Annotated in this window: 20 protein-coding genes and 1 pseudogene; 9 read left to right on the forward strand and 12 right to left on the reverse strand. The window is 73.7% G+C overall.

Annotated elements, in window-relative coordinates; translation table 11 throughout:
* The first annotated feature begins 165 nt into the window (after positions 1-165).
* Positions 166-1,467 carry a ricin-type beta-trefoil lectin domain protein gene (locus ACRWND_RS20815; protein WP_431951561.1) on the forward strand — a complete coding sequence of 434 codons (1,302 nt, stop codon included), beginning with the start codon at positions 166-168 and terminating at the stop codon, positions 1,465-1,467.
* Between the two features lie 98 nt (positions 1,468-1,565).
* Here ACRWND_RS20815 and ACRWND_RS20820 read toward each other — a convergent pair whose 3' ends face one another.
* The 5 genes from ACRWND_RS20820 to ACRWND_RS20840 all read right to left on the reverse strand — a co-directional run bounded on the left by ACRWND_RS20820 (position 1,566) and on the right by ACRWND_RS20840 (position 5,896).
* Positions 1,566-2,156, reverse strand: a complete 591-nt coding sequence (locus ACRWND_RS20820; RefSeq protein WP_431951563.1) for a lytic polysaccharide monooxygenase auxiliary activity family 9 protein — start codon at positions 2,154-2,156, stop codon at positions 1,566-1,568.
* A 268-nt stretch (positions 2,157-2,424) separates the two neighbouring features.
* Positions 2,425-3,438, reverse strand: coding sequence for an N-acetyltransferase family protein (locus tag ACRWND_RS20825; RefSeq protein ID WP_431951565.1), 1,014 nt, complete (start codon positions 3,436-3,438; stop codon positions 2,425-2,427).
* A gap of 50 nt (positions 3,439-3,488) precedes the next feature.
* Entirely contained in the window at positions 3,489-4,121 is a 633-nt protein-coding gene (locus ACRWND_RS20830) for a uridine kinase (protein WP_431951567.1), read from the reverse strand.
* 48 nt (positions 4,122-4,169) lie between these two features.
* On the reverse strand, positions 4,170-5,228 hold the full coding sequence (locus ACRWND_RS20835) for a sensor histidine kinase (RefSeq protein WP_431951569.1): 1,059 nt from the start codon (positions 5,226-5,228) through the stop codon (positions 4,170-4,172).
* Positions 5,225-5,896 (reverse strand): response regulator, encoded by a 672-nt coding sequence (locus ACRWND_RS20840; protein WP_431951571.1) that lies wholly within the window; start codon positions 5,894-5,896, stop codon positions 5,225-5,227. The genes ACRWND_RS20835 and ACRWND_RS20840 overlap by 4 nt, the downstream gene beginning before the upstream one ends.
* A gap of 203 nt (positions 5,897-6,099) precedes the next feature.
* Between ACRWND_RS20840 and ACRWND_RS20845 the strand changes: the two genes are divergently transcribed.
* Positions 6,100-7,722 (forward strand): ATP-binding SpoIIE family protein phosphatase, encoded by a 1,623-nt coding sequence (locus ACRWND_RS20845; RefSeq protein WP_431951573.1) that lies wholly within the window; start codon positions 6,100-6,102, stop codon positions 7,720-7,722.
* A gap of 69 nt (positions 7,723-7,791) precedes the next feature.
* On the opposite strand, the gene gndA is transcribed toward ACRWND_RS20845, so the two are convergent.
* From gndA to ACRWND_RS20870, 5 genes are all read right to left on the reverse strand, one after another.
* Entirely contained in the window at positions 7,792-9,231 is a 1,440-nt protein-coding gene (gene gndA, locus ACRWND_RS20850; protein WP_431951575.1) for an NADP-dependent phosphogluconate dehydrogenase, read from the reverse strand.
* A gap of 90 nt (positions 9,232-9,321) precedes the next feature.
* Positions 9,322-9,942 (reverse strand): SRPBCC family protein, encoded by a 621-nt coding sequence (locus tag ACRWND_RS20855; protein ID WP_431951577.1) that lies wholly within the window; start codon positions 9,940-9,942, stop codon positions 9,322-9,324.
* A gap of 175 nt (positions 9,943-10,117) precedes the next feature.
* Complete coding sequence (locus ACRWND_RS20860; RefSeq protein WP_431951579.1) at positions 10,118-12,274, reverse strand: SpoIIE family protein phosphatase; 2,157 nt, start codon at positions 12,272-12,274, stop codon at positions 10,118-10,120.
* A gap of 173 nt (positions 12,275-12,447) precedes the next feature.
* The gene (locus tag ACRWND_RS20865; RefSeq protein ID WP_431951581.1) at positions 12,448-13,002 is read right to left on the reverse strand and encodes a winged helix-turn-helix domain-containing protein; all 555 of its coding nucleotides are present in this window, start codon (positions 13,000-13,002) and stop codon (positions 12,448-12,450) included.
* 289 nt (positions 13,003-13,291) lie between these two features.
* Positions 13,292-13,483: a hypothetical protein gene (locus ACRWND_RS20870; protein ID WP_431951583.1), complete on the reverse strand. Its 192-nt coding sequence runs from the start codon at positions 13,481-13,483 to the stop codon at positions 13,292-13,294.
* A gap of 88 nt (positions 13,484-13,571) precedes the next feature.
* Here ACRWND_RS20870 and ACRWND_RS20875 point away from each other — a divergent pair, with 88 nt between their 5' ends.
* Positions 13,572-15,650: an FUSC family protein gene (locus ACRWND_RS20875; RefSeq protein ID WP_431951585.1), complete on the forward strand. Its 2,079-nt coding sequence runs from the start codon at positions 13,572-13,574 to the stop codon at positions 15,648-15,650.
* A gap of 49 nt (positions 15,651-15,699) precedes the next feature.
* On the opposite strand, the gene ACRWND_RS20880 is transcribed toward ACRWND_RS20875, so the two are convergent.
* Positions 15,700-16,923, reverse strand: a complete 1,224-nt coding sequence (locus ACRWND_RS20880) for an acyl-CoA dehydrogenase family protein (RefSeq protein WP_431951587.1) — start codon at positions 16,921-16,923, stop codon at positions 15,700-15,702.
* Between the two features lie 127 nt (positions 16,924-17,050).
* On the opposite strand from ACRWND_RS20880, the gene ACRWND_RS20885 reads away from it, so the two are divergent.
* Positions 17,051-17,701, forward strand: a complete 651-nt coding sequence (locus ACRWND_RS20885; RefSeq protein WP_431951589.1) for a TetR family transcriptional regulator — start codon at positions 17,051-17,053, stop codon at positions 17,699-17,701.
* 29 nt (positions 17,702-17,730) lie between these two features.
* Positions 17,731-17,871 (forward strand): annotated as a pseudogene (locus ACRWND_RS20890) (TetR/AcrR family transcriptional regulator); the annotation flags it as partial.
* Positions 17,872-17,911: 40 nt separating this feature from the next.
* Here the strand turns inward: ACRWND_RS20890 and def are convergent.
* Entirely contained in the window at positions 17,912-18,478 is a 567-nt protein-coding gene (gene def / locus ACRWND_RS20895; protein WP_431951591.1) for a peptide deformylase, read from the reverse strand.
* 160 nt (positions 18,479-18,638) lie between these two features.
* Between def and ACRWND_RS20900 the strand changes: the two genes are divergently transcribed.
* The 4 genes from ACRWND_RS20900 (at position 18,639) to ACRWND_RS20915 (ending at position 22,946) form a co-directional block, all read left to right on the forward strand.
* Positions 18,639-19,877, forward strand: coding sequence for a MurT ligase domain-containing protein (locus ACRWND_RS20900; protein ID WP_431951593.1), 1,239 nt, complete (start codon positions 18,639-18,641; stop codon positions 19,875-19,877).
* Positions 19,878-19,908: 31 nt separating this feature from the next.
* Positions 19,909-20,637: a type 1 glutamine amidotransferase gene (locus tag ACRWND_RS20905; protein ID WP_431951595.1), complete on the forward strand. Its 729-nt coding sequence runs from the start codon at positions 19,909-19,911 to the stop codon at positions 20,635-20,637.
* 189 nt (positions 20,638-20,826) lie between these two features.
* On the forward strand, positions 20,827-21,852 hold the full coding sequence (locus ACRWND_RS20910) for a 6-phosphofructokinase (protein WP_431951597.1): 1,026 nt from the start codon (positions 20,827-20,829) through the stop codon (positions 21,850-21,852).
* Between the two features lie 140 nt (positions 21,853-21,992).
* Positions 21,993-22,946 carry a cytochrome c oxidase assembly protein gene (locus ACRWND_RS20915; RefSeq protein WP_431951599.1) on the forward strand — a complete coding sequence of 318 codons (954 nt, stop codon included), beginning with the start codon at positions 21,993-21,995 and terminating at the stop codon, positions 22,944-22,946.
* Positions 22,947-22,970 lie beyond the last annotated feature (24 nt).

Genomic DNA, 22,970 nt, shown 5'->3' on the forward strand with positions numbered 1-22,970 from the left:
GTCCAGACCTCTTGACGGGATCGGGGGGCGGCAGTTCAATCACGGCGTGAACAAAGCCTTCGACGAAGGCGGGCAGGAACCCTGCGCCCTCACATGAGAATTGTCAGGTTCACGCCAATCCTTTGTCGGTCCGCCCCCACAACCGCCCCGAAAGGCAGCGCCCTTGTGAAGGCACTCCCCCCACCCCCGCGCCCGCACCGGCTCCCGCGCGCCCGCGGCCTGCTCGCCGCCGGCGTCGCCGGACTCCTCGCCCTCGCCGCTCTCACCACCGCCGGCCCCACCGAACCCCCGCTTCCCGCCACCCCCGCCGCCGCGGCCGCCGTCACCACCTTCGCCGACGAGTTCGACGGCCCGGCCGGCGGCGCCGTCGACGGCGGCAAGTGGCAGATCGAGACCGGCGACAACGTCAACAACCACGAACGGCAGTACTACACCGCCGGGAACCGCAACGCGGCCCTCGACGGCCAGGGCCACCTCGTCATCACCGCCCGCAAGGAGAACCCGGCGAACTACCAGTGCTGGTACGGCACGTGCCAGTACACCTCCGCCCGGCTCAACACCGCCGGCCGTTTCAGCACCACGTACGGCCACGTCGAGGCCCGCATGAAGATCCCGCGCGGCCAGGGCATGTGGCCCGCGTTCTGGATGCTGGGCAACGACATCGGCAGCGGATGGCCCGCCAGCGGCGAGATCGACATCATGGAGAACGTCGGCTTCGAGCCCGGCACCGTCCACGGCACCATCCACGGCCCGGACTACTTCGGCTCCGGCGGCATCGGGGCCGGGTACACCCTGCCGGGCGGCCAGGCCTTCGCCGACGCGTTCCACACCTTCGCCGTCGACTGGGGTCCCGACTCCATCAGCTGGTCCGTCGACGGCACCGTCTACCAGCGGCGCACCCCGGCCGACCTCGGCGGACGCCGATGGGTGTTCAACAAACCGTTCTTCATCATCCTCAATCTCGCGGTGGGCGGTTACTGGCCGGGCGATCCCGACGGCAGCACCGCCTTCCCGCAGCAACTGGTCGTCGACTACGTCCGCGTCACCACCTCCGACGACGGCGGGGGCGGGGGCGGGGACGGTACGACCGGCCGCATCACGGGCCTGGCCGGCAAGTGCGTCGACGTCGCCGGCGCCAACCCCGCCAACGGCACCCCCGTCCAGCTCTACGACTGCAACGGCACCGCCGCACAGCAGTGGACCGCGGCCTCCGACGGCACCCTGCGCGCCCTGGGCAAGTGCCTGGACGTCAAGGACTTCGGCACGGCCGACGGCTCGCAGCTGCAGCTGTGGGACTGCGCGGGCAGCACCAACCAGAAGTGGGTCATCACCGGTGCGCGCGACATCGTCAACCCCCAGGCGGACAAGTGCCTGGACGTCACCGGCAACAGTTCCGCCAACGGCACCAGGCTCCAGCTGTGGACCTGCACCGGCGCGGCCAACCAGAAGTGGACGCACACGCCCTGAGCCTTCGGGGCACCGGCCCCGCACCGCACCCGTACCGCACCACACCGACGGCTCGTCGGCGGGACCGCCTCACGGCGGTCCCGCCCCTTCGCCGAAGGTCAGAACTGCACGTCGGAACAGGCGTAGAAGGCGTTGCCGGTGTCCGCGACGGACCAGACGGCCAGGATGATGTGCCGCCCGGACCGAGTGGGCATGGTGCCCTGGTGGGTGACGGTGGCGGGCGGCCTCGCACCGTTGTAGGGGACGGTGAGAAACGGCGTGAGGGTGAGCGCGGAGCGGGTGAGCGGGCGGCTGGGGTCGAAGCCCTGCTTGGTGATGTAGTAACGGAAGTCGCTGGTGGCGTGCGAGGCGGTGAACTGCCAGCGGAAGCTGTAGGCCTGACTGGCAGTCACCTTGGTGGCGGGCCAGCCGGTGCCGCCGCGCGGGTCGTCGAGCTGGGCGAACCGGCTGTTGCCGCCGGCGCAGAGCGTGCCGTCGGACGGGCCGGAGGACGGGAAGCCCTTGGGGCCCTCGACGCTCTGCGGCTCCCACTGGATGTCGCCGCAGCCCGTGACGGTGCCGTTGGCGCAGAGCTTCTGACGGCTGATGGGGGCGTCGGTGTAGCCGTGGCTCCAGGCGCTGCCGGTGCCGAGCGCGCAGAGCCCGACGAGGCCAAGGCCGATGACGGCGGCGCCGATTTTCCTGTGCATGCTTCGCTCCTCGGAGAACGTGGGGGAGTTCTGAGATGCGCAGCCCGCGAGCCGAGGTCTAGACCACAAGTGACGATACTCCCGACAAAATGGTCATGTCCATACCAAGAATGCGCCGAAAGCAAGAAGCCCCGGCCGGGACGGGGGGATCCAGCCGGGGCAGACAGAGAAGGCCGCCGCGGACACTCCTGGTCCGCGCAACCGACAGAATGATTTTAACAGCGGTCGAGTGGTGCTCCGCGCCGCTCACATGTGCTCCTCACACGTGTCAACGGTGTGCTGTCACAGAGATGCGCGGGTCCAGTATCCGCTGCAAGCGGTACGCCACCGGACGGAAGCCCACCGCCGGCCAGTGCCCGGCCGACACCGGTGAAGCGGCCGGCCAACTGGCCGTGATGTGCCGGTAGCCGCTGTCGTACGCCCAAGCCAGCGCAGTCGCGAGCAGCACCCGGCTGATGCCCTCGCCCCGGGCGGCCTGCGTCACGTACGCCTCGGCCAGTTCCACGCACCCGTCGGGCACGACCGGGCCCGACGCCGCCGGCGTCAGGACCACCATGCCGATCTCCTCACCGCGGCGGGCCGCGATCCACGCGCCGCTGCGCGCGTCGGCCAAGGCGTCCGCGTAGTGGGTCCGCAGCGCCGCGAGCGCCCGCTCGGGCTGCGGCCGGAACACCGCCGTACCGCGGTCCGCCCGTGCCGCCTCCACCGCCATCCGCCCGATCCGGTCCAGGTCGCCGGGGCCCGCACGGCGCACCGAGAGCGCCTCCACCCCGCGCGGCTGCCGCCCGCGCGGCCGCACCGCCATCAGGCCCCGCACCCGCTCCAGGCCGAAGCCACCCCTGAACCATGCGGCGGCCACCGCCTCGTCGGCCGGCAGGTCCACGTAGTGCACATGGCGGCGCTGCGCGACCAGGCGCTCGGCCACCGCCGCGTACAGCGCGCGCAGCACGTCCTCCCCGTCCCGGCCGCCGCGCAGCGCGTGAGCCCCGTACGGGACGAGCGCGGAGCGCGGGTGGGCGCGCAACGCGGCCAGGTCGTCGTCCGCCACGTCGAGCGGGGTGGCGACGAGATAACCGGCGAGCGTCCCGCCGCCGCGCGCGAGGACGGCCTCCGCTCCCGGCGCGGCCAGGACCCCGCCGAGCAGCCCCTCCCCCGCCGGCGGCGCGGTGGTTCGGCCCGACTGGTGGGGCAGCGACTTGCGGGCCCTGGCGTACCAGCGGTCGAGGAGGGCCGCCGACTCGGGGACGTGCTCGGTGGTCAGCGGGGAGATGGCGACAGTCATGGTGGTCCGCGACGGTAACGGTCCGGCGGGGCCGCGGCAAGGCCGGCGGGTCACCCGCTCCAGGCCGGATGCCGCGGGTCGTCGGTGTGCACCAGCACGTCGGCGGTGGCGCCGGGCGCGCACTCCTGCTCGTAGCGTGCGTACGCCGGGAGCGTCCAGCGCTCGTCCTGGGGCGTGCGGCGGGCCAGGGCCGCCTCCGACATCCGCAGGTGGACGCAGAGGTCGACGGGGAAGCCGTAGCCCTGCAGGAGCGCCCCCTCCAGCAACAGAACGCCCCCGGGCGGCAGTTCCTCATACGCGGTCCGCGTCGCGCGGTCGGTCGCCGGGTCGTACCGGGAGGGCAGCACCCGCCCGGTGCCGCCGGGCGCGAGCGGGTCGAAGACCTCACGCCACAGCGCCCCGCTGTCCAGCCAGCGCTCGTAGTAGGCGTCGGCGTCGTGGCGTCCCAGCTCGTAGCGCTGCGAGGCGGGCCGCCAGTAATTGCGCGCCTGTACCCGGACGACCGGCCGGCCCCTCAGCCGCAGCGCCTCGGCCAGCGCCTCGCCCAACACGTCCGGGCGCGTGGCCGGTGCTCCGTCCAACGCCACCCGGGGGCGCTCGCCGCCGTCGTCAGGCGTCAGGTCCAGCACGCGGTCCGCGACGGCGTCGGTCAGCCGTTCCCAGGTCACAGGCGTCAGTCGCACGCCCCCATACTGCCCGTCGCGGTCCGCGCCCGCGCAGGCGGCCCGTGCTCACCCCTCGTCGGAGACCTGGCCCGGTTCCCACGGCATCCCGAGGTCGACGGTCGTGCCCTCCCCCGGCGCGCTGCGGACGGTGAGCCGGGCGTCGATGAGGTCGGCGCGCTCGCGCATCGCGGACAGGCCCATGCCGGCCGGTGGCGACGACGGCCGCGTGGCGCGGCGGTCGTCCCGCCCGGCGGCGGTCGCCACGGCCATGCCGTGCCCGTTGTCGCTGATCGCCACGTGCACGCCCCGCTCGTCGCTGTCGAGGCTGACCACCACCCGGGTCGGGTCGGCGTGCTTCATCGCGTTGGTGACCGCCTCCTGGACGATCCGGTACAGGTGTGCCTTCGTCTCGACGCTGAGCCGGCCGCAGGCGGCGTCCGCCCGCGCGCCGATCCGCAACTCCGTGCGGATGCCGTACGTCTCGTAGAAGCGCCGGCACAGCGCCTGCAGGGCCGGACGCAGCCCGAGTTCGTCCAGGACCACGGGCCGCAGGTCGACGATCAGGTGCCGCAGCGAGGCGATCTGGTTGCCGACCAGGCCGCGCGCCTGGTCGATGGCCTCCCGCATCGCCTCCGGGCGGCCGTCCGCGGCGGCGGAGGACAGCACCACCTGCACCGCCCCCAGTTCCTGCAGGGTGTCGTCGTGCAGTTCGCGCGCCCAGCGGCGGCGCTCGCGCTCCGCACCGTCGTGCTGGGCCCGTACGCGCTCCCGGCGCAGTCTGGCCTCCCGGTGCGTCGAGGACCGGACGGCGTACAAGGCGTAGGCGACCAGCAGCAGGGGGAGCACGTGCAGCACGTTCAGCAGGGGCTGCTGGGCCACGCGCACCGTCCCGGCCACCGTCAGCATCAGCGCGAAGGCGATGGCCACCACCAGCCACAGCCGCTGCCGCGGCGCCACCAGCGGGGTGAGCAGCAGGTAGCACACGGCCGATGCCAGGGCCAGGTAGAGCTCCACGGTCTGGGAGCGGTCGGTCACCTCCATGACGGTCGCCGCGGCGAGCAGCAGAGTGCCCAGCCCCTCTAGGGCCAGGCGCGTCCCGGTCCTTCCGTGGCCGGACGGGGTCATGCCACCAGCCCGCGCTCTCTGGCCGCGGCGATCAGCTCGGCCCGGCTCTCCTTGCCGAGCTTGTCCCGCAGCCGCGACCGATGGGTCTCCACGGTCCGGATGGACACGAAGAGGCGCCGGGCGATCTCCTGGTTGGTGTGCCCCAGCGCCAGCAGGGTCAGCACCTGGGCCTCCCGGTCGGTGAGCGGCTCCTCGTGGTGCCGCTCCGCCAGGTCCAGGTCCTCGACGGCCAGCCGTGCCCCCAGCGAGGGCTGGACGTAGGTGGCGCCGCCGGCGACCTGGTGGGCGGCGGCGAGCAGTTCGTCCGCGGCGGCCTCCTTCAGCAGGTAGCCGGCCGCGCCGGTGCGCAGTGCCTCACGGGCGAACGCCGGGTCCTCCTGCATGGTCAGGACCAGGATGCGCGTCCTGGGCGACTCGGTCAGCAGGGCGGGGATCGTCGGCAGACTGGATCTGCCGGACATCGTCAGGTCCAGGACGAGTACCCTCGGGCGGTGGCGCCGTACGGCCTCCATGGTCTCGACGACCGTGGCCGTCTCGGCGACGATCTCGAAGGCCGGATCGGCGGCCATCAGCAGCCGCATGCCCGCGCGCACCACCAGGTGGTCGTCGGCCAGTACGACCGGGATGGCCTGGTGATGCCTGCCGTCTGGGCGGCTGCGCACGTCCATACCACACACGGTAGATCGCGCGCGCGCGAGGGGCAGCCCGTCGCGGCCGGGCTGCGGTAAACCCGCAGTCACATCTGCGGGCGAATCCTGATGTCCTCTGCGGACCCGAAGGGATGTCGCCGCCTCGGTGCGGAGGCAGGCTCGGTGCGAGTGCTGATGAGCCAGCCGACCGCCCACCCCGAACCTCATCCGAGGCGACCGCCATGCTTTGTGCCACCCTCCCGCCCCAGGCTGCCGACCACGCGGACCGGCCGTGGTCCTACGACACGGCCGAGCAGCTCGTGAACTCCGCCGTGCCGGCACTGGCCGACTTCGCCGCCGTCGAGGTGTCCGAGGCCACCGTCTCGGAGAGGGCCGCCGTCTCGGGGCTGCCGGCGACCGGGCTCGTCTTCCGCCGCGGGGCCTTCAAGGCGGCCCCGGGCACCGCGATCCCGCGTGCCTACGAGGTCGGTGAGATCAGCAGCGTGCCGGCCAGGACGCCGTACCACGCCTCGCTGACCGACCTGCGGCCGCACCTGGTGATGAACCTGCGCCCGCAGACGGGGTGGCTGACCCGCGACCCGGTGCGCGCCCCCCTGATGCGGATCACCGACGCCCACTCCCTGCTCGTGACACCGCTGGAGGTCGGCGGTGTCGTCCTCGGCATCGCGTCCTTCTACCGCAGGGGGGACTCCGCCGCCTTCTCCCGGTGCGACCTGCTGGCGGCCGGCCGGCTGGCGCGCGAGGCCGCCCGGCTGCTCGACGCCGCCCGCCGGCGCCTGGTCGAGTACGCCACCGGGCGGATCCTGCAGGAGGCCCTGCTCTCGACGCAGGGGCCGAGGATCAGCGCGATCGAGGACCCCCGCGGGCATGTGCCGCCGTCGGCGGCCCCAGGCGCCTGGGTGGACGTCATCCCGCTGTCCAGTGCCCGGGTGGCCCTGGTGGCCGGATCGGTGCGGGGGCGCGGTGTCTCCGCGGCGACCGCGATGAGCCAGCTCAGGGCCGCCGTCCGGGCGCTCGTCATGCTCGACATGAGCCCCGGCGAGGTACTCGCGCGGCTCCACCGGCCCACGGCCGCTCCGACGGGCGGCGAGGAAGACCAGTGCCTGATCGCCGTCTACGACCCGGTGGCCTGCCACTGCACGGTGGCGTGCGGCGGCTACGCCGCCTCGACCCCTCCGGTGCCCCCGCGGGCGCTGGACGAGGGCTTCCACGCCTCCGGCGAGCCGGAGGTCTCCGAGTGCGACGTGCCGCCCGGCTCCGTGCTGCTGCTGAGCTGCAGCACGGACGGTGTCCCGGCCGGCGCGGAGGCCGCCGGCCAGGTGACGGGGCTGCGGGTGCTGCCCGCCGACGACGCGGTCGACGTGGACCCGGCGGCGGTCCTCGACGGCGTCCTGCGCGGTGCCGCGTCCGGCACGGATCCGGTGCTCCTCGCCGCCCGGACCCGCGCCCTGGACGCCGCCGCCGTCGCCACCCGCGAGGTGCCCAACGACCCGCGGGCGGTGGCCGAGGCACGGACCTGGACCGAGCGGCTGCTGACCGAGTGGAAACTCCCTGAGCTGGTCTCCACCACCACCCTGGTCGTCAGCGAACTGGTCACCAACGCCATCCGGTACTCCACGGGGCCCATCCGGCTGCGCCTCATCCACGACCAGGTCCTGGTCTGCGAGGTCTCGGACTCCTGCAGCGCCGCCCCGCACCCACGGCACGCCGAGCCCAGCGACCAGTACGGCCGCGGCCTGACCATCGTCGCCCAGCTCACCGACGCCCAGGGCACCCGCTACACCAAGACCGGCAAGACGGTCTGGGCCGAACAAGCCATCGCCCCGCCGTTCGCCGCCGCATAGACCCACCCGGCCGGGACCCCGCACCGGACCCGCGGTGCGGTGGGGGCGCCGGCCGCCCCGGTGCGGGCGTCAGCCGGCCGGATGCTCGGAGCGGTCACCGCCCCACACCGTGTGGAAGGAACCGGGCCTGTCCACCCGCTGATAGGTGTGGGCGCCGAAGAAGTCGCGCTGGCCCTGGACGAGCGCGGCGGGCAGCCGCTCGGCGCGCAGGGCGTCGTAGTAGGCGAGCGCCGCCGAGAAACCGGGCGCCGGCACGCCGAGCTCGGCCGCCGTGGAGACGACCCGCCGCCAGGCGGCCTGCGCGGTGCCGAGGGCGTCGGCGAAGTGCGCGTCGGTCAGCAGGGTGGGACGGCCGGGCTCCGCGTCGAAGGCCTCCTTGATGCGGTTGAGGAAGCGCGCCCGGATGATGCAGCCGCCGCGCCAGATCGTCGCCATCGCGCCCGCGTCGATGTCCCAGCCGAACTCCGCGCTGCCCGCCTGGATGAGGTTGAAGCCCTGGGCGTAGGCGACGATCTTCGAGGCGTACAGCGCCTGCTCGACCTCGTCGGCGAAGCGGTCGCTCGCCGCGCTGTCCAGCCAGGTCTCCGCCGGTCCGGGCAGCCCTCGTGAGGCGGCGCGCAGCTGCGCGCTGCCGGACAGCGACCGCGCGAAGACGGCCTCGGCGATGCCGGAGACCGGGACGCCGAACTCCAGGGCGTTCTGCACCGTCCAGCTGCCGGTGCCCTTCTGCCCGGCCTGGTCCAGCACGACGTCGACGAACGGCTTGCCGGTGGCGGCGTCCGTGTGGGCCAGCACCTCGGCGGTGATCTCGACCAGATAGGACTCCAGGCGGCCCGCGTTCCAGGTGCGGAAGATCTCCGCGATCTCGCCCGGCCGCTTGCCGGCGGCGTGCCGCAGCAGGTCGTAGGCCTCGGCGATGAGCTGCATGTCGGAGTACTCGATGCCGTTGTGGACCATCTTGACGAAGTGCCCGGCACCGTCCGGGCCGACGTGGGTGCAGCAGGGCACTCCGTCGACCTTGGCGGCGATGTCCTCGAGGCTCGGGCCCAGGGACGCGTACGACTCCGCCGAGCCGCCCGGCATGATCGAAGGGCCGTTGAGGGCGCCCTCCTCGCCGCCGGAGATCCCGGTGCCGACGAAGTGCAGGCCCTGGTCGCGCAGCGCCTTCTCCCGGCGGCGGGTGTCGCGGTAGTCGGCGTTGCCGCCGTCGACGACCATGTCGCCGGGCTCCAGAAGCGGCGTCAGCTCGTCGATCACGGCGTCGGTGGGTGCACCGGCCTTGACCATGACGATGATGCGCCTGGGTCGTTCCAGGGAGTCCACGAAGTCCCTCAGGGTCTCCGCCGGATGGAACTCGCCCTCGCCGCCGAACTCCTCCACCAGGGAGCGCGTCCTGGCCGGGGTGCGGTTGTACAAGGCCACGGGGTGGCCGTGCCGCGCGAGGTTCCGGGCCAGGTTGCGGCCCATGACCGCGAGTCCGGTGACGCCGATGCGGGCCTGCTCCGCCATCTGCGGTTCCTCTCTGTGCTGTGTGCGGGGGCACGTACGGCGTCCAGCCTCTCAGCGGAACGGCTCTGCGGCCGGTATGCGCGGCGGTCCTCAGCTGCCCGCGCCGATCCGGTGCTGACCCGCCACCCGCGCCATCGCACGGCGCAGCCCCCTGGCCGGCGGCGCGGGGACGGCCCCGACGACCTCGGCCGCCGGCACCCGGGCCTGGCCGGCGCGCAGGGGTCCCGTCGCCGAAGGGGGCGGTGGCGGCGGAGGGGGTGGCAGCGGTGGCGGCGCCGCGCTGTGGTCGCCGAGCGCCTCGCGCAGCCGGCGCGCGTCCTCCGGCAGGTCGCGGCGCCAGGCCCAGCCCAGGAAGGGACCCAGCAGCAGCATGCCGCCGCCGAGCTGGCAGGTGACCTGCACGTGCAGGAACGTGCCCCGCGAGTGCGGCAGCATCCGAAAGGCGAACTCGGGCGTCTGGGTGCCCAGCGGACTCCACATCCGCCGGCCCTGGTAGGTGATGCGCCGGCAGGGCTGGAAGACCGAGCACACCAGCCAGTGCTCCCGGTGGCGGCCCGGATAGTGATAGCGGTAGACGGCCCGCTCGCCGGGGGACACGGCGTCGGCCGCCACGGCGGCGACACCGGAGTTCCACGACGCGAGGTTGCGGGCGTCGGCAAGGAAGGCGAAGACCTCTTCCACGGTACGGGTGACGATCACGCTCGTAGACACCGTCGGCATCGCAGACCTCCCCGGTGCCGGCGCGGCCAGCATGTGAGCAGAGTGGCTTCTTGGCTCCTCACCGACAGCCTGCGGCCAAACGGGCGGTGTGTCGTGGCGGGTGAGCCGTCCGGGTGAATCCGGGGTGCGTGACCGGCGCGAACGGGGTGCGGGAGCACCCTCGCGGTCAGTGCCGGACGGGTTCCGCCACGGCTGTCCGGTCGCGGAATTCGCACCACACTGCCTTGCCGGAACCATGCGGCTCCACACCCCACGCGTCCGCGAGCCGCTCGACCAGCAGCAGTCCGCGTCCGCACACCTCGCGGTCGCCGGGCCGGCGGCGGCGCGGCCAGTTCGCCGCCGTGTCGTGCACCTCGATGCGCAGCCGCCGGGTGGCGTCCGGCGCGGCGGTGGCCGGGGACGGGCCGGGGAGCACGCGCAGGGTGAGCACGGCGCCGCCGTCGGTGTGCACCAGCGCGTTGGTGATCAGCTCGCCGGCGGCGAGTTCGGCCTCGTCGACCCGGTCGCTCAACCCCCAGCCCGCCATGGTGTCGCGGACCATGGCACGGGCCTCGGAGAGCGCCCCGGGGTCGCCGGGGGCGACATCCCGGTGCAGCAGGCGCGGTGGATGCGGGGCGGCGTCGCTGTCCCGCCGGAGCAGCAGCAGCGCCATGTCGTCGTCGGTGGCCTGCTCGCCCATGACGGCGGTGAGGTGGTCGGCGAGGTCGGTGACGTCCCGGGGGCCGGCGGCCAGCGCCGCGGACAGCCGCCGCACGCCGACGTCGAGGTCGGCGCTCGGCCGCTCGACGAGTCCGTCACTGAACATCAGAAGCGTGTCGCCGGGGCCGAGTTCGGCGGCGGTGACCGGGTAGTCCGCGGGCCTGCCGAACTGGGCGGAGAGGCCGAGCGGCAGACCGCCCGCGGTGGGCAGCCCCCGGACGGCGCCGTCGGACTGCCGCACCAGCGGATCGATGTGGCCGGCCCGCACCAGCAGGGCGGAACCGGTGGCCGGGTCGACCTCGGCGTACAGGCAGGTGGCGAAGCGGTCGGTGTCCAGCTCGTAGAGGAAGGCCGAGGCCCGCGCCATGACGCTGGCGGGCGGGTGGCCCTCGCCGGCGTAGGCGCGCAGCGCGATCCGCAACTGGCCCATGACGGCGGCGGCGTGGGTGTCATGGCCCTGGACGTCGCCGACGACGACGGCGACCCGCCCGCCCGGCAGCGCCACGACGTCGTACCAGTCGCCGCCGATGTCCGAGGCCTGCCGGGCGGAGCGGTAGCGGACCGCGATCTGCGTGCCGGGGACGCGCGGGATGGTGCGGGGCAGCATCGCGGTCTGCAGGCCCTGCGCGATGTCGTGCTCCTGGTCGAAGAGGATGGCGCGCTGCAGGCTCTGCGCGATGCTGCCGCTGAGCGCGATCAGCAGATGGCGCTCCTGCGGGGAGAAGCCCTGCCGGCACCGGTACAGCAGGCCCAGGGCGCCGATCGGCCTGCCCTGCGCGATCAACGGCAGGTAGGCGGCCGAGGAGGCGCCGAGCGGCTCGATGTGCGGCCACAGCGCGGGGTAGCGCCGGGCGAACTCCTCGCCGGAGGTGATGAAGCGCGGGGCGAGGGTGCGGACGACCTCGCTCATGGGGAAGTCGTCCTCGATCCGGGTGTACTGCAGCGACGGCACCCAGCTGTCGGCGTTGGCGTCGCTCACGATGTGCACCCGGCCGGCCTCGACCTGGCCGAGGAACAGGCTGGCGATGCCCAGCCGGTCCATCCGGCGGTTCCCGGTGAGGGCCGCGGTCACGTCCCGCACGGTCACCGCCCGGGCCAGCGACGCGGTGACCTCCAGGACCAGGTCGCTCTCGGCCGGGCGGTCCGCGTCCTCGCGCAGCCGCTGTGCGGCCTGGGCGAGTTCGTCGGTGGCGTCGCTGAGGACGCCTATCACCCGGTTCGCCCGGCCGGCGCCGTCCCGGACGACGCGGCCCTGGAGACGGACCCAGCCGCGTCGGCCGTCGCGGCGGGTGAGCCGGCCGAGGGCCCGGAAGGAGGAGTGGCCGTCACCGAGGGCCCGGGCGATCGTCTCGGCGACGCCGCCGGCCTCGTCCCGCTCGCCCGACGCGCCCGGCCCGTGCGGCTCGTCCGGCTCGAGCCGGGAGAACAGCGCCTTCGGGTCGCCGTCGAAGTCCTCCGGACGCAGGTCGACCGTCCGCAGGGCGTGCTCGTCCAGGTGCATGCGGTCGCGGTCGAGGTCCCAGTCGAAGCCGCCGATGCCGTTGAGCGACATCCGGGCGTCGGCGGGGGCCGGCCAGGCCACCGTCGCGGGCGCAGGGGGCGCCCACTCCCGAGACTCAGCCATACGTCCTCCGGACCCGCTCCCCGCTGCGCCGAGCCGCATCGGAACGGCAACAGCGTACCCATAGTCCAGTGGGGGACATGCCACGGATGCGGCATGTGAGAACGCCGGGCTTTCCCATGGTCCCGGAAGGTGCACGCGGCTTCCGGGGAGGTCCGGGAAGAGGTCCGGACGGCTCAGCCGGCCGCCGGCGGCGCGTACGCGTAGCCGACCCGGCGCACCGTGACGATGCTGCCCCGGTACTCGGGGCCCAGCTTCCGCCGCAGCCGCGCGATGTGCACATCGACGGTACGCCCGTCCCCCACATGGCCGTACCCCCAGACGGTGGTCACCAGCTGGTCGCGCGTGTGCACCCGGTGCGGATGCGCCACCAGATGCGCGAGGAGCTCGAACTCCAGGTAGGTGAGGTCGAGCGTGCGGCCCGGCACCTGCGCGACGCGGCGCTCGACGTCGACGGCCACCGGCCGGTCGGCGGTCGGCGCGGGCCGGGGCGGCGCCTGGCCTGCGGCGGGGACGAGGACGAGGTAGCCGACCATCGGCGTCCCGCCCGCCGCCGCTGGCATCAGGTGGCCGGGGGCGGGCTGCCAGGTCGCCCCGGGCGGAAGGAAGCCGAGCACGGGCGGGACGTCCGCGGCCTGGACGGCGCGCAGGTGCTGACGGCCCGCGGCGGACGGCGGCAGCGACGGGGGGCTGGTGCGGACGCTGGTGCTGGTGCTGGTGATCGAGGACATGTGGGTCTCGGCTCTCGCGCGAAGGGTCGTCGGACGACGTATTGCGCGGGACCGCCGGGAGGCCGGCAGCGGGCGGTGACGAAGGGCGGCGTCAGCTGCGGTCCGGGGTCCGCGCGGGGACCGCGCGACAACACTCCCGGTCGAACTGGTACCGCTGCCTGGACGGCCAGAACGGCTCGAGGTCGCTGCGACCTGTCGCGGTGTCAGTGAGGCCGACCATGGCACCCATTGAACCAGACACGGTGCCCGCCGGAACAGGGAGCACCCTGCCCGGGCTTCTGGCCGGGCCCTACAGCGGTTGCGGTTCGGGCTGGGGCTCGGGGCCGGGCTCCGGCTGCGGGGGCGGCGCGGGCACCGGGTCGGGGGCCGGACCGGGGACGGGGTGCGGGGCGGGCGGCACGGGGTCGGGCGGCACGGGCGGCACCGGGCTGGGCGCGGGCGGCACAGGCGGCACCGTGGCGCGGTGCGGTGAGGCGGTCATGGCGGTCTGCCTCCTCGAAGTCGCCGGAACGCATCGTGCGCTCCGCTTACCCGGCCCGCCCCTTCCTACCCGTCCTATCCTCGGCCTCATGACCTGGTTCCGTGCTCTGCGCGGCAGCGCCCGCGAGGGACTGCGGATCGAACGCACCAGGCTGGAGCCGCTGGTCGCGCTGCGTGCCGCCGCGGGTGTCGCCGTCGTCATCGGCCTGTCACTGTGGCTGGCCACGCCCTCGGTCGCAGCCTCCTCGGCCTTCGGCGCCTTCGCCTCCGGCATGGCCACCTTCCAGCGCAGTTGGCGGCCGCGGCCGGTGCTGGCCCTGGTCGCCGGCGCGGGGCTGGCCGTCAGCACGTTCCTCGGCTATCTGGCGGGGGCGCACTGGGGCGCGTTCGTGGCGCTGCTGGCGGTGTGGGCGTTCCTGGCGGGCATGGCCTGGGCGCTGGGGCCCACCGCGGGCATCGTCTCGTCCCTGACCGTCGCGGTCATGCTGGTCGTGGTCACGCTGCCGACCTCTGTGTACGGCGCCTTCGGGCACGCCCTGGTCATCGCGGCGGGCGGGGTCGTGCAGGCGGCGCTGATCCTGCTGTTCCCCGTGCGCCGCTGGGGTGCGCAGCGCGACGCGCTGGCCGACGCACTCGCGGCGGAGGCGGACTACGCGCGCAGACTGCGGCACGATCCCGTGGCGCCCTTCGACCCCGGGCCGCTGATGACGGCACGCAGCGCGGCGGTGATCACCGATCGGCAGGCGCGGCGGCGCCCTGCGGCGCTGCGCGGCACGCGGGTGCTGGCCGAGCGCATCCGCCCGGTGCTGGCCTCCCTCGCCGATCCTGCTGTCGGCGCCGCCGCCGAGGGACCCGAGCGCGACCGGGCCCGCGAGCTGCTGGCCGCGGCGGCCTCGGTGCTGGACGCGGTGGCGAGCGCGGTGCGCGAGGCCCGGCCGGTGTGCGTGCCGCCGCAGGCGGAGTCCGTGGTGCTGGTCGACCCCGCTCCCGAGGAGAAGCTGACCGGGCCCGCCCGGCGTACCTCCCTGCGGCTCGTCGCGCTGCTGAGCGAGGCGGTCTCCGCCGCCGGCGGCAGCGGCGGCTCGGTGGGCGGCGACCACGCCCATCTGCGCCGCCCGAGCGTCGCTGAACTCGTGCCGCTCACCGCGCGCACGGTGCGACGCGAGATGCGCTTCGACTCCCCCGTCTTCCGGCACGCCGTCCGGCTGGCCGCCGTCACCCCCGCGGGCTACGTCCTGGGCGCGGCCCTGCACTCCGGTCACGGCTACTGGGCGCCGCTGACCTCGGTCCTGGTGATGCGGCCCGACTTCTCGCAGACGTACGGCCGCAGCGTGGCCCGCTTCGTCGGCACCGTCGCGGGCGTCGCCCTGGCGACGGCGGTGATGCAGTCCTTCACACCAGAGCCCTATCCGTGCGCCGCGCTGGCGGTGGTGGCGATCACCCTGATGTACGGGCTCATGCGCACCGGCTACCTCGTCTCCCAGGTGGCCGCGTCGGCGTACGTCGTGTTCCTGCTGGGCATGGCCGGCTCCAGCTGGACGCAGACGGTGCCCGAGCGCGTGCTGCTCACGATGCTGGGCGGCGTGCTCGCCATGGCCGCGTACGCGTTGTTCCCGGCCTGGGAGACGCCTCGGCTGCGGGATCGGCTGGCCGACCGCATCAAGACCACCGGGCGGTACGCCGCCGCCGCGATGGAGGCGCACGCGGCTCCCGCCCAGGAACGGCGCGAGGCGGTGCGCGCGGCGCTGCTGGACGCGCGGGCGGCCGCGCTCGCCTGGGACCAGGCGGTCGCCCGCGCCGACGCCGAACCCGTCCGGGGCCGGGGGCTCTCGCGCCGCGCCGCCGACGGCGCCGACGCGGCCCTGTCGGCCATGGGCCGCGTGCCCATGCTGATGGAGGCCCACCTCCCGCCCTCCGACGCCGACCCCGTCCCGGACGCCGCCCCCTTCGCCCACCGACTGCGCACGGCCACGGCGGACGCGGCGGACGCCGTGCGCGAGCGGCGCGCCCCGGACTTCGCGCCGGTCCGCGCCACGCTCGACGCCTGGCCCGCCTCGGACGCCGAACGCATCGTGCGCCGCAGCGCCGAACTGCTGGTGGAAACCCTCGACGACCTTCAGACCGCCTTGCGCCCGCGCCCCCGCACCCGCCCCTCGCGGCGCCGCTGACACCCGTACGGGGCCGGGCCGGTCGAGACCGCTCGGGGTGGTCGTCGGGTCAGCGGATCGGCATGCCCGACAGGGTGCGCGCGATGACCAGGCGCTGGATCTCGCTCGTGCCCTCGAAGATGGTGTAGATGGCGGCGTCCCGGTGCATGCGTTCCACGGGGTACTCGCGGGTGAAGCCGTTGCCACCGAGGATCTGCACGGCCTGCGCGGTGACCTTCTTGGCCGTCTCGCTCGCGTACAGCTTGGACATCGAGCCCTCGGCCGAGGTGAAGGGCTTGCCCGAGGCCGCCGTCCAGGAGGCGCGCCAGACCAGCAGGCGGGCCGCGTCGACCTGCGTGCGCATGTCGGCGAGCTGGAAGGCGACGCCCTGGTTGTCGATGATCGGGCGGCCGAACTGGGTGCGGTTCATGGCGTAGTCCAGGGCGACCTCGTACGCGGCCCGGGCCGTGCCCACCGCCATCGCGCCGACCGCCGGGCGGGATGCCTCGAAGGTCGCCATGGCGGCGTTCTTCACGCGCTCGCCGCCCTTGGCCCGCTCACGCGCCCGGGCGAGGCGCTCGTCGAGCTTCTCCTTCCCTCCGAGCAGGCAGCTTCCCGGGACGCGGACGTCGTCGAGGACGACCTCGGCGGTGTGCGAGGCGCGGATTCCGTGCTTCTTGAACTTCTGCCCCTGGGTGAGGCCAGGGGTGTTCGGCGGCACGATGAAGGAGGCGTGGCCCTTGGAACCGAGGTCCGGGTCGACCACGGCGGTGACGACGTGGACGCCCGCGATGCCGCCGTTGGTGACCCAGGTCTTGGTGCCGCTCAGGACCCATTCGTCCTTGACGGCGTCGTACACGGCTAAGGTGCGCATCGAGCCGACGTCGGAGCCCGCGTCGGGTTCGGAGGAGCAGAAGGCGGCGACCTTCACGTCGTCGGCGTCGCCGTACATCTGGGGGATCCAGGTGCCGATCTGCTCGTCCGTGCCGTTGGCCAGCACACCGACGGCGGCCAGACCGGTGCCGACGATGGACAGGCCGATGCCGGCGTCGCCCCAGAAGAGCTCCTCCATGGCGATCGGGATGCCGAGACCGGTGGGGTCGAAGTACTGCTGGGCGTAGAAGTCGAGCGAGTAGAGTCCGATCTTCGCGGCCTCCTGGATCACCGGCCAGGGGGTCTCCTCGCGTTCGTCCCACTCCGCCGCGGCCGGGCGCATGACGTCGGCCGCGAAGCCGTGGATCCAGTCGCGCACCGACTTCTGATCATCGCTGAGTTCGAGCGAGAAGTCGCCCATCGTCCCCTCCACCTGCCCATTACCTGCGGTAACTGCCAGTGTGTTACCGGTTGGTAAGGGATGTCAACCGGACCTGGGGTGTTACGTTGCGCAGGCGCGAGGACATTCGAACAGGCGGGGAGGCCTGGTGGACACCAGCCGACGGCAGGAGCAGCGGGCGAGCTCCGCGGCGAAGCAGCGGCGCAGAGAGCTGCTCGAGGCCGCGGACCGGGTCGTGCTGCGGGACGGCCCCGAGGCTTCCATGAACGCCATCGCCGCCGAGGCGGGCATCACCAAGCCCATCCTGTACCGCCACTTCGGCGACAAGAGCGGCCTGTACCGTGCCCTGGCCAAGCGGCACACCGACGCCCTGCTCGCCGGCCTGCGCGCCGCCCTCGACGCCCCCAATGAGCGGCGCGACCGCGTGGCGGCCACCCTTGACGCGTACCTCGCGGCCATCGAGGCCCGGCCGCAGGTCTACCGCTTCCTGATGCACCCCGCCGAGAACCCTCCGGACGCGGACCGCGGTTTCGACATCGGCCGCCACGCGGCGCCCGTGCTGCGCCGCATGGGCGAGGAACTGGCCGACGTCGTCGCCGAGCGGCTCGACCTGGGCCCGGAGGGCCAGGTCGCGGCCCGGGTGTGGGGACACGGCATCGTCGGGATGATGCACGCCGCCGGTGACTGGTGGCTGGGCGAGCGCCCCGTCGCCCGCGACGTCCTCGTCCGCCACCTCACCGACCTGCTCTGGGGCCGCCTCGCCGCCGTCGGCGACCGCCCCGGCGCCCCCCGCCTCTGACGCACCCGCCCGCCCGAGCCGCGCCCGGGATGCGGGGCGCCCTCGTCCCCGGGACGACGCACACGGCCGGGGACCGGTGGCCGGGCGAGCGCCCCGTCGCCCGCGACGCCCTCGTCCGCCACCTCACCGACCTGCTCCGGGGCCGCCTCGCCGCCGTCGGCGACCGCCCCGGCGCCCCCCGCCTCCGACGCACCCGCCCGCCGCAGGACCTCAGGTCTGCGGGACCAAGCCCCCCGCACCGGGCGCCCAGGCGGCCCGGCGCACCGCGCGCAGCGCGCGGCGGCGGCGCAGGCCCGTCAGCCGGTCCACGAACAGGCCGCCACCGAGGTGGTCGCACTCGTGCTGCAGGCACCGGGCGAAGAACCCGGTGCCCTCCACGCGCACCGGCGCGCCGTCCTTGTCGACGCCCTCGACGACGGTCTCGTCGTACCGGGCGGTGCCCGCGTGCACACCCGGCAGGGACAGGCAGCCCTCGTGCCCGGTCACCACGACCCCCTCGTTGTGCACGACGCGGGGGTTGACCACGTGCCCGAGGTGCCGGACGTCCTCGTCGTCGGGGCAGTCGAAGACGAACACCCGCAGCGGGACGCCGATCTGGTTCGCCGCCAGACCCACCCCTTGGTGCGCGTACATCGTGGTGAACAAGTCCTCCACCAGGGCGTCGAGTTCGGCACCGAAGACGGTCACGTCGCGGCAGGGTTCCCGGAGCCCGGGGTCACCCAGCAGCCGCATCGGGCGGACGGTCCCGGAGCTGCCGGGGATGGGGGCGTGTCGCATGCCGGTCAGCGTACGGGGATGGCTCGTTTCAACGCCGGTGGCGGAAGTGGATAGGCTGATCGGCGACCGATACCTTTCCGGCCGGTGCACCGGGCGGGGCGCGCACCCCGGCCGACCGCCGGGGGTGGGCGGGGCCGGACGCGAGGAGGATGTGGAGACGATGGCAGGCAACGCGGAGCCACTGTCGCCGCGGGCGAAGCTGGCCGTGACGGCGGGCAAGGCCGCGGCGGCGGTGTCGCGGGCGGCGGGGCGCGGCAGCGGATCGGTGATCGGCGGCCGGGTGGCACTCAAACTCGACCCTGATCTGCTGGCCCGGCTGGCGACCCATCTCGACGTCGTGCTCGTTTCGGCCACCAACGGCAAGACGACCACCACCCGGCTGATCGCCGAGGCGCTGCGCGCCAACGGAGAGGTCGTCTCCAACGCGCTGGGCGCCAACATGCCGGCCGGCATCACCTCGGCGCTGGCCGGCGGCTCCGAGGCGCGGTACGGCGTGATCGAGGTGGACGAGAAGTACCTGGCCGGTGTGGCCCGGGACGTCAAGCCCAAGGCGATCGCCCTGCTCAACCTCTCCCGGGACCAGCTGGACCGCGCAGCCGAGACGCGCATGCTCGCCGAGAAGTGGCGCGAGGGACTGGCGGGCTCGGACGCGATCATCATCGCCAACGCCGACGATCCGCTGATCACCTGGGCCGCCTCCTCGTGCCCGACCGTCGTCTGGGTCGCCGCGGGCCAGGAGTGGAAGGACGACGCCTGGTCCTGCCCCTCGTGCGGCGGCGTTCTGCAGCGGCCGGCGGAGGACTGGTTCTGCGGGGAGTGCGGTTTCCGCCGCCCGACGCCGACCTGGGCGCTCTCCGGCGACCACGTGATCGATCCGTACGGGTCCGCGTGGCCGATCCAGCTCCAGCTGCCCGGCCGGGCCAACAAGTCCAACGCCGCCGTGTCGGCCGCCGCGGCGGCCGCCTTCGGGGTCGACCCCAAGGTCGCCCTGGAGCGGATGTACAAGGTGCAGGCCGTCGCGGGCCGCTACGACGTGGTGCAGTTCCAGGGCCGCGACGTACGGCTGCTGCTGGCGAAGAACCCGGCCGGCTGGCTGGAGACCTTCTCGCTGATCGACGGGCCGCCCACCCCGGTGATCCTCTCCGTGAACGCCCGCTCGGCGGACGGCACGGACACCTCCTGGCTCTGGGACGTGGACTACACCCGCCTGGCAGGGCACCCGATCCGGGTCGTCGGCGACCGCAAGCTGGACCTGGCGGTCCGCCTGGAGGTCGCGGGCCTGGACTTCCAGGTGTGCCGCGACTTCGACGAGGCCGTGGCCACCTCGCCGGCCGGCCGGATCGAGGCCATCGCGAACTACACCGCCTTCCAGGACCTCCGCCGCCGCGTCGGCAACTGACCGAAGACCCGTTTCGACAGGAGAACACGCTGTGAGCGACTCCAGCCTGCGTCTGGTGTGGGTCTACCCCGACCTGCTGAGCACCTACGGCGACCAGGGCAACGTCCTGGTCACCGAGCGCCGGGCCCGCCAGCGGCGGGTGCCGGTCACCCGGATCGACGTACGGTCCGACCAGCCGATCCCGACCTCGGGCGACATCTACCTCATCGGCGGCGGCGAGGACCGGCCGCAGCGGCTGGCCGCCGAGCGGCTGCGCCGCGACGGCGGGCTGAACCGGGCGGTCGACAACGGGGCGATCGTCTTCTCGGTGTGCGCCGGCTACCAGATCATCGGCCACGAGTTCGTCAACGACCTCGGCCGTCCCGAGCCGGGCCTGGGCCTGCTGGACGTCGTCAGCGTCCGCGGCGAGGGCGCGCGCTGCGTCGGCGACGTGCTGGCCGACATCGACCCCGCGCTGGGTCTGCCTCCGCTGACCGGTTTCGAGAACCACCAGGGCGTCACGCACGTGGGCAAGAACGCCCGCCCGTTGGCCCGGACCCGCTTCGGCAACGGCAACGGCACCGGCGACGGGACCGAGGGCGCGTACAACGACACCGTCTTCGGCACGTACATGCACGGCCCCGTCATGGCCCGCAACCCGCAGATCGCGGACATGCTGATCAAGCTGGCGATGGACGTCAGGGCGCTGCCGCCGGTCGACGACCAGTGGTACGAGGCGCTGCGCGCGGAGCGCATCGCCGCGGCGACCCAGCCCGCCTGACGCCCGCAGTGCCGCGGGACGGGGCGGGGGGACGGCGGGGCCGCAGCCGGGGTGGTGTCCGCACTGCGGGCGGCGTTTCCGCCGCCCGCGCCCGGCTCGATAACGTAGGTGCAGCGGTGCGCGTGGCCGCGGGTCCATCCGGACGACGAGGTCCGGCGCCCGGATCGATCATTCAGGAGTAACGAGCAAATGCGTATTGGTGTGCTGACGAGCGGCGGCGACTGCCCCGGCCTCAACGCCGTCATCCGGTCGGTCGTGCACCGCGCGGTCGTCGACCACGGGGACGAGGTCATAGGCTTCCACGACGGGTGGAAGGGCCTCCTCGAATGCGACTACCGCAAGCTCGACCTCGACGCGGTCGGCGGCATCCTGGCCCGTGGCGGCACCATCCTCGGCTCCTCCCGGGTCCGCCCCGAGCACCTGCGGGACGGTGTCGAGCGGGCCAGGGGCCACGTCGCCGACCTGGGTCTGGACGCGATCATCCCGATCGGCGGCGAGGGGACCCTCAAGGCCGCCCGGCTGCTGTCCGACAACGGCCTGCCGATCGTGGGCGTGCCCAAGACGATCGACAACGACATCGCCTCCACCGACGTCACCTTCGGCTTCGACACCGCCGTCACGGTGGCCACCGAGGCGCTGGACCGCCTGAAGACGACCGCCGAGTCGCACCAGCGCGTGCTGATCGTCGAGGTCATGGGCCGGCACACCGGCTGGATCGCGCTGCACTCCGGCATGGCGGCCGGCGCGCACGCCATCGTCGTGCCGGAGCGGCCGTTCGACATCGAGGAGCTGACCAAGCGGGTCGGCGAACGCTTCTCCGCGGGCAAGAAGTTCGCGATCGTCGTGGTCTCCGAGGGCGCCAAGCCGCTCGAGGGCACGATGGAGTTCGAGACGGGCGTCAAGGACGTCTACGGGCACGAGCGTTTCACCGGCATCGCCACCCGGCTCTCGATCGAGATGGAGGAGCGGCTGGGCAAGGAGGCCCGCCCCGTCATCCTCGGCCATGTGCAGCGCGGCGGCACCCCCACGGCCTACGACCGGGTGCTGGCCACCCGTTTCGGCTGGCACGCGGTCGAGGCCGCCCACAACGGCGACTTCGGCATGATGACGGCGCTGCGCGGCACCGACATCACCCTGGTGCCGCTGGCCGAGGCCGTCGAGCACCTCAAGACCGTCCCGGCCGAGCGCTATGTCGAGGCCGAGTGCGTGCTGTGACGCGCTGATCACCTCCCAGAGCCGCCCCCGGTCGCGAACGCGGCCGGGGGCGGCTCTAGTCTGGTGCGGGCGCACCCGCCCCAACCGGCACATTGCCGACGGCGCGGCGCGGTGCGGCAGGCGCGACAGGAGAGTGACGGATGGACCACGGCGGACACGGGATGACGACGGAGCTCCCGCCGTTCACCCTCGGCCGGGGGCTCGAGTTCAGCGGGGACCCGGTCTTCCTGGCCGGCTGTGTGCTGGCACTCGTCCTCTACGGCTGGGGCGTCGTAAGGCTGCTGCGGCGCGGCGACCGCTGGCCGGCCGGGCGGATCGTCGCCTTCGTCGCCGGGGTGCTCTCCATCGCCCTGGTGATGTGCACCGCCCTGAACGACTACGGCATGGCCATGTTCAGCGTCCACATGGTGCAGCACATGGTCGTCAGCATGGTCTCGCCCATCCTCCTGCTGCTGGGAGCCCCGGTGACACTGACGCTGCGGGCGCTGCCGACCGCCGCACGCGGCCGCAAGGGGCCGCGGGAGCTGCTCGTGGCACTGCTGCACAGCCGCTACATGCGGGTGATCACGCACCCGGCGTTCACCATCCCGCTGTTCATCGCCAGCCTGTACGGGCTCTACTTCACCCCGCTGTTCGACACCCTCATGGGCAGCCGTACCGGGCACATCGCGATGATGGTCCACTTCCTCGCCGTGGGCCTGGTGTTCTTCTGGCCCATCATGGGCGTGGATCCAGGTCCGAACCGGCCGAGCCATGTGATGCGCATCCTGGAGCTCTTCGCCGGGATGCCGTTCCACGCCTTCTTCGGCATCGCGCTGATGATGGCGAGCGAACCGATGATCGGCGCCTTCCAGCACCCGCCCGCCTCGCTGGGGATCGACGCGCTGGACGACCAGACCGCGGCCGGCGGCATCGCGTGGGCGTTCAGCGAGATCCCGTCAGTGATCGTCCTCGTGGCGCTGCTGATCCAGTGGTACACCTCCGACCAGCGCCAGGCCCGCCGCAAGGACCGCGCCGCGGACCGCGACGGCGACGCGGAACTGGCAGCCTACAACGCGTACTTGGCATCCTTGGAGGCGCGGGGTCGCGGCTGACCGGGGCCGCCCGCCACGAAAGGA

The sequence above is a fragment of the Actinacidiphila sp. bgisy167 genome, from assembly GCF_965342175.1.
Taxonomy (GTDB): domain Bacteria; phylum Actinomycetota; class Actinomycetes; order Streptomycetales; family Streptomycetaceae; genus Actinacidiphila.